This window comes from Bradyrhizobium niftali (genome assembly GCF_004571025.1).
Lineage (GTDB): Bacteria > Pseudomonadota > Alphaproteobacteria > Rhizobiales > Xanthobacteraceae > Bradyrhizobium > Bradyrhizobium niftali.
In genome coordinates this window covers 1-10223 of record NZ_SPQT01000074.1, presented here as the reverse complement: position 1 = coordinate 10223, position 10223 = coordinate 1, and the positions used below count along the sequence as shown (strand labels likewise).

Here is a 10223-nt window from a genome sequence, read left to right as displayed (position 1 = left end):
GCCGAATTTAATCGCGTCCGATTGATAAGACACGAAGCAGCGCATCAGTACTTGGCTTTGTCCCGCGATGTTCCGCAGTTGCGCTGCAAGCGCAATTGGATCCCAGTTGAACTGCATCCGTTTGTCGGCCATCGTTTTCCCCTGCTGCAGGCCTGTACTGTGCAGCTTGGGTCGCGTCCAAAAGATTAACACCTCACCGGACGCGATTGGAAAACGTATAGACTCGATTTCGCTGTCTGGCCGATCCCTTGCGGTGTACCCAAAACGAAGTACCGCGGTCGTCGCGGCTACGAGCGGCGAAAATCGCCCAAACCTTTTGCGACGCAGCTAGACGTTGTGCGACCTCCTTCTCCCGATGTCATTACAACGTCGCCCAATGCAAGAAGAGGGGAGCCGGGGTTCGTCTCCGCAGCTCCAAGGGAGAGGAGCGACCGCTAAGCTCGGCGTTCAGCTTGAACTTTCGAACTACGCGATGGGAGGAAATGCCTGGGCGCTACTTCCGCCTCTCGCCTGCGACTTCGGCTCCCAACGAATGTCCGCTTTGCGCGGTGGGCTCAATTGGTCAGCGCGACACTCTAATCTTTTAGCAAAGATGGAGTGTAGACATGAAACGGCGAAGTCGCATTTATTACTCGGCAGCCCAGCGATCTGAAATCTGGGATCGCTGGCAGGCCGGCGAGCCGATGAGCTCGATCGGACGCCGATTTGACCGGGAGTCCTCGTCGGTCTTCTCAGTGATCTCGCCGACCGGCGGAATTCGTCCTCCAGATAGGCACCGTGCCAAACAGGCGCTCAGCCTGGCCGAACGAGAGGAGATCTCTCGATGGCTCAGCATGCGCTGCTCGTTGCGGTCGATCGCGCGCCACTTGGGTCGATCTCCATCAACCATCAGCCGTGAAGTCCAGCGCAATGGCGGGCCAGAGCGCTATCGGGCTGCGGGGTCCGATCAGGCCGCGTGGGATCGGGCGCGGCGCCCCAAGCTTTGCAAGCTGGCTTGCCGTCCGTTCTTGAGGCGGACAGTATCGACCTTGCTTCAGCGGCAATGGTCACCGGAGCAAATTGCCGGCTGGCTCAAGCGCACCTATCCGGGGGAACCTCAAAAGCAGGTGTCACACGAGACGATCTATCGCAGCCTGTTCATTCAGGCGCGCGGCGTACTGAAAAAGGAGCTTCTTGAGCACCTGAGGGCGAGGCGCACGGTCCGCCGATCGAGGCACGCCAGCATGAAACGAAACGGGCTCGGCCAGATCAAGAATGCCGTCTCCATCAGCGAGCGGCCGCCGTCAGTTGAAGATCGTGCGGTGCCCGGCCATTGGGAGGGCGATCTGATCGGCGGTTCGGGGAATAGTTATGTCGCAACGCTTGTCGAGCGCCATTCGCGCTACGTGATGCTGGTCAAGGTTGCGAACAAGGATACCGAAAGCGTTGTCTCGGCACTGATCAAGCAATCGCAGCGATTGCCCAGCGAACTTTACCGGTCGCTGACCTGGGACAGAGGCAAGGAGCTCGCAGACCATCAACGGCTGACATTGGCCACCGAAGTCGAGGTCTACTTTTGTGATCCTCGATCTCCCTGGCAGCGCGGGTCAAGCGAAAACACCAACAGATTACTGCGCCAATATCTTCCGCGCGGCACCGATCTGTCCTTGCACAGCCAGGCCAAGCTCAGTGCCATCGCAAGGCAGCTCAATGAAAGGCCGAGAAAGACCTTGCTCTATCAGACGCCGGCTGAGAAGTTCGCAGAATGTGTTGCAGCGGTCGGTTGAACTCGCCGCAATTTCCGGCCGGAGTTGCTGGAGAATACCCCGGAGCTCCCCGCAAGCGGGCCGGGAGGCAGTTTTCTGGTGGCGCGTCTGTGAGTTTGCGGACGAGACCTCGACCCTGCGGAGGTCATGCTCTTCCCGTTTCCTCGGCCAGTTGCTTTGTTTAGCAGACACGTCTTGCGAGTGGTGGGGCGGAGGCCCAGCGCGGAGAGCTCTCTCCTGCTGGAGGCGGGGACACCCCGCTCCTGCGCTGCCCCGCGAGAGCCGGTTCCGATTGAGGAACAGGACCCCAGCCGGAAGAGCTCATTGAATGACGCTCTGTGGCGACTCGAAACGAAAATCACTCGCGCGAAGTGCGCCATCGACTCGCCAATCGGCTCTCGAAAAAAACTAAAATCAATTCTGAGTCATAATCATAATGACTCCGACGCAAAAACAAAAAATAGGGTGGAAAAAACACGGGAGGCTGGAATGGAAACCGTACAGCGCTTGCGCGCGATGGCGTCGCTCTGTCGACAGAGTGCCGCGCTTCATCCTGACAGAAGCTGGAAACTGCTCGCCGAGGCAGAGTACTGGGAGCATTTGGCGGCTACTGCGCTCTCAACGTATCTTGAAGACTGCTTCACCACTGGTCCGCATGACTTAGCTGCTGCTTAGTGTCCCATTTATCGTTTCAAAATCACATTGCGGGGCAGGATAGCAGGATAAATGAGTATCCTTCGGGGCCAGGGGATGACTGCGTGTATCAACGAGCGGCCGATGTGTCCGGTATGCAAACATAGGATGGCATTGGCGCGCATCTCTCCCGGCAAAGCCGGATTTGAGAAGCGCACCTTCGAATGCTCGACGTGCGAACGTACCGAATTGGTTTCCTTCGCTGTGGATCCAATGAAGACAGATGCGGTCGGCTGGCTGGCAGGCGAGCTGAACCCGCCTCGGTAAAGTTCGGTTGCAGCTCTGTGTGTGAGGGACGGGGGCCTGATGGACGAGGACTTCTGCAGAGAACAGGCGCAGCGCGTTCGTGCTCCGAGCGGAGCCGATCCGGTCAGCAGATATGACGCAAAAGTTAGGCGGTCCGTCGCAGGCCTTTAAGATGGAGCGGCCAGTGCGCACTGCGCCGGCATCGATCTCCTCGGGATGAGGCGAGGCATGACGGATAAAATCTCTCGCTCATTAATGCATCGTTGACATGCTCGGTAAAAAAAGATCTGCGCTTTCTATGCCAAACGGAAATGCGTAGCCGCATGCAAGAATTCGCTCTAGTCTTGCCAACGCTCGGTCGAAATCCCTGACCTCGAGCCAGATCATGACCGACACGCTAATCTTATTGCTGCTACGGCTGCGGCGCGACTTTGGTCCGCGCAGGCGGTGTTGGGACAATCAGACTGGAGCGCGACTTCCACACGTACAACAGTCGAGATTGTCCGCGGGGACCACCCGCAGCCTGTCGAGGAGAAACCAGGATCAATTTGGCAAACTTCAACGGAGGAGCCGCGATGGGTAGCAACTTGAAAAGCGCATGTGACGGAGTTTTGCAAAGCGTCGTCACGGGCAAAGACCGTGTTCCCGGCGTGGTCGCGATGATCACTGATCGGTCGGCCAACATCTACGAGGGCGTCGCCGGCGAGCGTATGCTTGGCAGCGGTCAGCCAATGACGGCCGATACCGTCTTTGCCATCTTCTCGACCACGAAAGCCATCACAGGCACAGCCATCTTGCAATGCGTCGAGGAAGGCAAGCTCGACCTGGATGCCCCGGCGAAGAGCTATGTTCCCGAGATCGGTAAGCTCGAAGTGCTCGAAGGATTCGATGCCGGCGGAAAGCCGAAGCTGCGGGCGCCGAAACGCGACATCACCACCCGAATGCTGATGCTGCATACGGCTGGCCTCGGCTACGACTTCTTTAACGCCAGCTATTTCCGCCTGGCCCAGGAGCAGGGCCAGCCGAGCGTCGTCACCTGCTCGAAGGCGTCGCTGATGACACCACTGCTGTTCGATCCCGGTGACAAATGGGAATACGGCAGCAACCTTGACTGGTGTGGCCAGATCGTCGAGAGCATCCGCGGCAAGCGCCTCGGCGAAGTCATGAAGGAGCGGATTTTTGCGCCGCTTGGGATGGAGGACATCGCCTTCTCGCTGACCCCTTCGATGCGGTCGCGCCTTGCCGTCATCCACCAGCGCGGAGCCGACGGGTCGCTGACCCCGCTTCCCGATATGCAGCTGCCGCCTGACCCGGAAGTCCACATGGGTGGCCACGGGCTCTACGCCTCGATCGGCGAGTACATGAAGTTCATCCGCATGTGGCTGAACGATGGGGCGGGGCCAAATGGCCGCGTGCTCAAGCAGGAGACGGTCGCCGCCGGCGTCCGCAACGGCCTCAGGGAGGACCAGACCGTGGTCATGCTGCCTGGCGTGATTGCGACACTGTCGAACGATGCCGAGTTCTTCCCGGGTCTGAAGAAGTCCTGGTGCTACACCTTCATGCTCAACGACGAGGACGCGCCGACAGGAAGGCCGGCCGGGTCGCTCGGTTGGGCCGGCCTCGCTAACACGTTCTACTGGATCGACCGCAAGAACGGGCTCGGTGGCTATTGGGCGACGCAGATCCTTCCCTTCGGAGATCCGACCTCGTTTGTCGGCTACATGAACTTCGAGACGGCGGCCTATCAGAGCGGCGAGGTGCGCGTGGCCGCGTAAGGGCGGCCGACCTAGCCTTCGATCACGGACGATGCCGGTCTGACCCTTTGCCGGACCGGCGTCGCAACGACCCAACCGAAACGACGGCGCACAGAGAGGCTCCTCTGTGCCGACAACGAGCGCTCACAACGGGAGGAACATCATGACTGCGCAAGGTAGTTCGCCAGGAGCAAGCGCGAAGACCCACTTCGATGCCGTCATCATTGGTGCAGGCTTCTCCGGCATGTACATGCTGCATTCGCTGCGCGACAAGCTCGACCTCAACGTCACCGTGTTTGAGGCCGGCGACGGGGTTGGCGGCACCTGGTACTGGAATCGCTATCCCGGCGCGCGCTGCGATTCCGACAGCTACATCTATTGCTACACGTTCGACAAGAACCTGCTGCAGGAGTGGAACTGGTCCGAGCGCTATCCGGAGCAGGATGAGATTCTGCGCTATCTCGAGCATTGCGCCGAGCGCTTTGACTTGAAGCCTGACATCCAATTCGGCAAACGCGTTGTCGAGGTCATTTTTGACGACAACACCGAGCTTTGGACAGTGCGCACCGACAAGGGCGACTCAGTCACAACCCGCTTTGTCATCACCGCAGTCGGCGCTTTGTCGACCGCCAACATGCCGCCGTTTAAAGGTTTGGGGTCGTTCAAGGGCAAATGCTACCACACCAGCCAATGGCCGCATGACGGCGTCGACTTCACCGCCAAGCGGGTCGGAGTCATTGGCACCGGCGCGACCGCGGTGCAGGCAATCCCGGAGATTGCGCAGCAGGCCAAGCACCTCACGGTGTTCCAACGTACGCCCGCCTTCTGCGTGCCAGCGCGCAACGGCCGCGTCGACCCCGAGGTCACCAGGGCGCGCAAAGCCGATTACGATGGGATCCGTCAGCGCATCAAGGGTTCGTTCTTTGGGTTCGAACTCAACTTCCTGCCAAAGGGGGTCCTCGATACCACTCCCGAGGAGCGTGAGCAGGAGTTCGACAGGATGTGGGACGCCGGCGGCTTCGCATTCTGGCTGGCCAACTACCAGGATATGTTCTTCTCCAAGGAAGCGAACGATATCATCGCCGACTACCTCAAGCGCAAGATCCGCTCGATCGTCAATGATCCGGTGGTTGCTGAAAAGCTGACGCCCAAGACCTATCCCTACGGCACCAAACGGCAGCCCCTGGACACCAATTACTTCGAAACCTTTAACAAGAAGAACGTGCTGCTGGTGGATGCGGCCACCGATGGCTCGATCGAGGAAATCACGCCGAATGGCGTTCGCGCGGGCGGCAAGGAGTATCCGCTCGATATCATCGTCATCGCCACCGGCTTCGACGCGTTGACCGGCCCGCTGAAGGCACTTGGCATCAAGGGCCGCGGCGGCAGGATGCTGGCGCAGGAATGGGAGGCTGGCCCGCAGACTTATCTTGGCGTGGCCATAGCCGGCTATCCGAACCTGTTCACGATCACCGGCCCGCAAAGCCCCTCGGTGCTGTCGAATATGCCGGTGTCAATTGAGCAGCACGTCGAGTGGATTACGGAATGCATCGCCCACATGCGTAGGAACAAGCTTACGACGATCGAAGCGACGCCGGAGGCGCAGGACGCGTGGGGTGCTCACGTCGCAGAGGTCGTGAACGCAACTCTGATGACTAGCGCCAATTCCTGGTACATGGGGGCCAACATTGACGGCAAGGCGCACCGCTTCTTGCCGTATCTCGGCCCGGAAGGCGTCGGCGGCTATCGCAGGAAGTGCGCCGAGGTCGCCGAAAAGGACTACGAGGGCTTCGCGTTCTCGAGTCACGGTCAGGGTTGGACCGCGCACCCGATCGCGGCCGAATAAGCCTGACAGTTCTTGATCGGGAGTGGCGTCCAGTGTCGTCACTCCCGGCATTGCGGTCGTTGAAGCGCCCGATTTCTGGGACGCATCTCAGGTACCGTGCGAAGAAGCTTACGGCTTCGCGCGCCGTTACCGTCGACCATGCCGTTCGATCACTTCATCGGCGGTCGCAAAGGTCTGGCACCGTAAGACCAAGCACCCTTGCTGTCTTCAGGTTGAATACGAGTTCGAACGCCGTATGTCGCAGCACCGTATATCCGCCGGCCTCTCGCCATTCGGAGCGGCCAACATAGACTCCCGACTTTCGATATATGTCCGCGAGGTTGGAGCCGCAGCTCGCTAAGCCGCCTGAGGCAGGAAACTCGCGCGACTGATAGATCGGCGGGCAGGAAAATTTCGGCCATCCTGGTGACGTTCCGACGTTCCTGTCGAGACAGGAAGTACGGATTATTGCCGATCAAATGCCTTTGAAGCCCGGAATGTCGCATTTGGGTCATGAACGACAAAACTCACCCTGAGCATAATAGGTCCGCTTTCGGGTGCGTAGCGACCAGTTGAGCCTTGGCGCCGAACCATGATTCAAGCCCTCCGCGTCGCCAGGGGCTCGAATTATGCGCTACGAACTCACTAACCATGAATGGACCGCCATCAAGCCAATGCTACCCAACAAGCCGCGCGGCGTCCCTCGGGTAAATGACCGCCGTGTTCTCAACGGCATTTTCTGGGTGCTGCGCTCTGGGGCGCCTTGGCGCGATCTACCGGGTGCCTTTGGCCCTTACACCACCTGCTACAACCGCTTCGTCCGTTGGCGCAGGGCGGGCGTCTGGAGCCGGATCATAGAAGCGCTCGCCGCTGCCCACGATGCGGCCGTCCAGATGATCGACACTTCAATCGTCCGCGTGCATCAGCATGGAGCATGCATCAAAAGGAACCAACGGCAGCTGATGGGGCGATCACGGGGTGGATTGACCAGCAAGATTCATGCGGTTGTAGACGCCAACGGCTTGCCGGTCCGCCTTGCGCTAACGCGCGGCGAGACACACGACAATCGGCTTGCCGGAAAACTCTTGTCTCGGTTGAAGTCCGGATCGATGTTGCTTGCCGACCGCGGCTATGACGCCGATTGGATCAGAGAACTCGCGATGAGGCGAGGCGCATGGGCCAATATCCCGCCAAAACGCAATCGCAGTAATCCCATCAACTTCAGTCCCTATCTCTACCGCGACCGCAACCGGATCGAGCGCTTCTTCAACAGGATCAAGCAATGCCGTCGCGTTGCAACACGCTACGACAAACTGGCTGCCAACTACCTTGCATTCGTACAGCTTGCGTCGATCAGGCTGTGGCTACGCTCTTATGAGTCCACGCCCTAAATCTTGCGGGCCATCCGTCCGTTTGGCAGTTTATGCTCCTCTGTTTCCAATGAGCGATTGCAATGAACTTTTCAGATCCGCGTTGTTTGTGGCTACGTTTGTCGCGCTTGAGATTTTGATGAAGGGGTCCGGAGGATGACGTGCAAATCGTTCCCGATCCTGCTTCTCCTTTGTCTCTTTCCCGTGGCATGTAATCCAGCTTTCGCTCAAGACGTTAAAGCGTGCCCGGATGACAGGCAGCCATGGGGAACGACCGATTGCGGGCCGATACCCAAGTACTGCAGAGAGCCCTGCTTTGGCCCTACGGCAGAATACAAGAGATTCGAAAAATGCCTGGCAAAGAATCAGGAAGCGCGCGCGCACAACTTGAAATTAGCACAGTGCAATGGAGCCGACTCGGCTATCCGGGCAAGACAACGTGGGGACCAGCCCACATGAGATGGCTGATGTCGCAGAAACTCGAGCATCGCGAGCAGCGCATCGCATTCGAAGAATTACTTGAGGGGATACGCCAGGAAAGTGAGCGAATGGAGTGTTTGGAAGATGCCATACGCGAGGTAGTACCCGAGTGGTCGCTTGCCGAGGTTGTCGCGGCCCTGCAGGCGATGCGGGGAATTGATCTCATTGCGGCTGTGGGGGTGCTGGCCGAGATCGGTGATCTCTCCCGCTTTCAAAATCCGCGCGAGCTGATGGGCTATCTGGGTCTGGTGCCCACGGAAAACTCGACTGGCGACAAGGTCAAGCGAGGCGGCATCACCAAAGCCGGGAATGGGCGGGCGCGACGTATTGTTGTGGAGGCGGCCTGGAGCTATCGATATCCGCCGCGCGTAAGCCGAGACAAGCAGCCAAAGGTGGAGGCCGCACCGAGACGCGCGCGAGATTGCGTGGAAAGCGCAAACCAGATTGTGCGGACGCTTCCGCTCACTCGAGCGGAAGGGCAAGCGGCGAACCGTAATCGTCACGGCGATTGCCCGAGAGCTATCCGCCTTCATTTGGGCAATCAATCGAGAGCTCATGCCATCTCGACAGGCGTAACGTCGCTGGGGCTGTGGACCGCTCGAGTCGTGAGGTGCGTCGACCGGCCCACAGCCCCCTTTGTTGCAATCGGGATTAGGGGTAGTCGCAGACATCAATCGTGCAGAGGTGAAGGTGGGACCGCGGCAGGGGAAATCCTGAAACCCATTATGTGGCCGATCATCCGATCGATGCCCGACGCTAGACCAGGGACAGCCCCAGACGAAAAAACGGAAATGCGGTATCCAACCCGCGCATCAGAGCCTGTTCACCGACGTCTTTGGGTTCCGCCTTCTCCTCTGCACGATCCATCGGCGCAAGAACTTCACGATGGTCGTCGTGGAGATGGCAAACCGTGCGTTGTGTGCTTGACTGTGGACATCAGAATGGGATGGTCCGGCCGTGCTCCTGCCCCGCCAGCGATAAGCTGGCCAGGGGCGCCAAGACAGGGAGCACGCCATGTCCCAGACACCCAGTACCGCGATCGCCGTGATCGGCATCGATATCGGCAAAAACTCGTTCCACGTCGTGGGCCACGATACGCGCGGCACCATCGTGCTGCGGCAAAAGTGGTCGCGTGGCCAGGTGGAGGCGCGGCTCGCCAAACTGCCGCCTTGCCTGATCGGCATGGAAGCCTGCGTCGGCGCACATCATTTGAGCCGCAGACTCGCATCGTTAGGTCACGATGCCAGGTTGATGCCGGCCAAATATGTCCGCCCTTATAGCAAAGGACCGAAGAACGACTTCAATGACGCCGAAGCGATTGCCGAAGCCGTGCAGCGCCCGACGATGAAGTTCGTGGCGACCAAGACCGCGGAGCAACTGGATTTGCAGGCGCTGCATCGGGTGCGCGAGCGGCTGGTGTCGCAACGCACCGGCATCATCAACCAGATTCGCGCCTTCATGCTGGAACGCGGGATCGCGGTGCGCCAGGGTATCGGCTTCCTGCGCACTGAACTGCCCACCATCCTTGCGACGCGCACCGATGCCCTGTCGCCACGCATGTTGCGTGTCATCGAGGAGTTGACAGGCGACTGGCGTCAGCTGGATCAGCGCATCGATAGCCTCTCCGGCGAGATCGAAGCACTGGCCCGTCAAGATCAGGCATGTTCGCGCCTGATGACGGTGCCTGGCATCGGGCCGATCATTTCGAGCGCCATGGTGGCCGCGATCGGCACTGGAGAGGTCTTCTCCAAAGGCCGTGACTTCGGCGCCTGGCTCGGACTGGTGCCCAAGCAGATCTCGACGGGAGACCGCACGATCCTCGGCAAAATCTCACGGCGCGGCAATCGCTACCTGCGCGTTCTGTTCGTGCAGGCGGCATGGGTGGTGCTGGTCAGGATCAAGAACTGGGAACGTTACGGACTCAGATCCTGGATCGAAGCCGCCAAGAAGCGATTGCACCACAACGTGCTGGCGATCGCACTCGCCAACAAGCTTGCCCGCATCGCCTGGGCGGTGCTGGCTAAAGGACGCGCCTTCGAGCTGACAAGGACCAACGATGCAGGCGTCCGACCCGCTTGATCCTCGCGCCGTGCTCGGCGCGGTCAAGGCG

General features: G+C 59.6%; 6 protein-coding genes and 1 pseudogene. All 7 read left to right on the top strand.

Features of this window, described 5'->3' with window-relative positions:
• Positions 1-605 precede the first annotated feature (605 nt).
• The 7 genes and pseudogenes from E4K65_RS45785 (at position 606) to E4K65_RS45750 (ending at position 10192) form a co-directional block, all read left to right on the top strand.
• Positions 606-1766, top strand: a complete 1161-nt coding sequence (locus E4K65_RS45785; protein WP_135179651.1) for an IS30 family transposase — start codon at positions 606-608, stop codon at positions 1764-1766.
• Between the two features lie 303 nt (positions 1767-2069).
• The gene (locus tag E4K65_RS49360) at positions 2070-2420 is read left to right on the top strand and encodes a hypothetical protein (RefSeq protein ID WP_235886056.1); all 351 of its coding nucleotides are present in this window, start codon (positions 2070-2072) and stop codon (positions 2418-2420) included.
• 839 nt (positions 2421-3259) lie between these two features.
• Complete coding sequence (gene acmB, locus E4K65_RS45770) at positions 3260-4459, top strand: methyl acetate hydrolase AcmB (RefSeq protein ID WP_135179650.1); 1200 nt, start codon at positions 3260-3262, stop codon at positions 4457-4459.
• A 142-nt stretch (positions 4460-4601) separates the two neighbouring features.
• A complete protein-coding gene (locus E4K65_RS45765; protein WP_135179649.1) occupies positions 4602-6284 on the top strand; it encodes a flavin-containing monooxygenase in 1683 nt (560 codons plus the stop codon).
• Between the two features lie 608 nt (positions 6285-6892).
• Complete coding sequence (locus E4K65_RS45760) at positions 6893-7654, top strand: IS5 family transposase (RefSeq protein ID WP_135179648.1); 762 nt, start codon at positions 6893-6895, stop codon at positions 7652-7654.
• A 584-nt stretch (positions 7655-8238) separates the two neighbouring features.
• Positions 8239-8689: pseudogene (locus E4K65_RS50180) on the top strand (transposase); the annotation flags it as partial.
• A 438-nt stretch (positions 8690-9127) separates the two neighbouring features.
• Positions 9128-10192, top strand: coding sequence for an IS110 family RNA-guided transposase (locus E4K65_RS45750; protein ID WP_135179646.1), 1065 nt, complete (start codon positions 9128-9130; stop codon positions 10190-10192).
• Positions 10193-10223: the final 31 nt, after the last annotated feature.

Bases quoted from the DNA above. Each gene is read 5' to 3' on its own strand.
- E4K65_RS45765 (WP_135179649.1), top strand. From the start codon at position 4,602: ATGACTGCGCAAGGTAGTTCGCCAGGAGCAAGCGCGAAGACCCACTTC.
- acmB (WP_135179650.1), top strand. From the start codon at position 3,260: ATGGGTAGCAACTTGAAAAGCGCATGTGACGGAGTTTTGCAAAGCGTC.
- E4K65_RS45750 (WP_135179646.1), top strand. From the start codon at position 9,128: ATGTCCCAGACACCCAGTACCGCGATCGCCGTGATCGGCATCGATATC.
- E4K65_RS45760 (WP_135179648.1), top strand. From the start codon at position 6,893: ATGCGCTACGAACTCACTAACCATGAATGGACCGCCATCAAGCCAATG.
- E4K65_RS45785 (WP_135179651.1), top strand. From the start codon at position 606: ATGAAACGGCGAAGTCGCATTTATTACTCGGCAGCCCAGCGATCTGAA.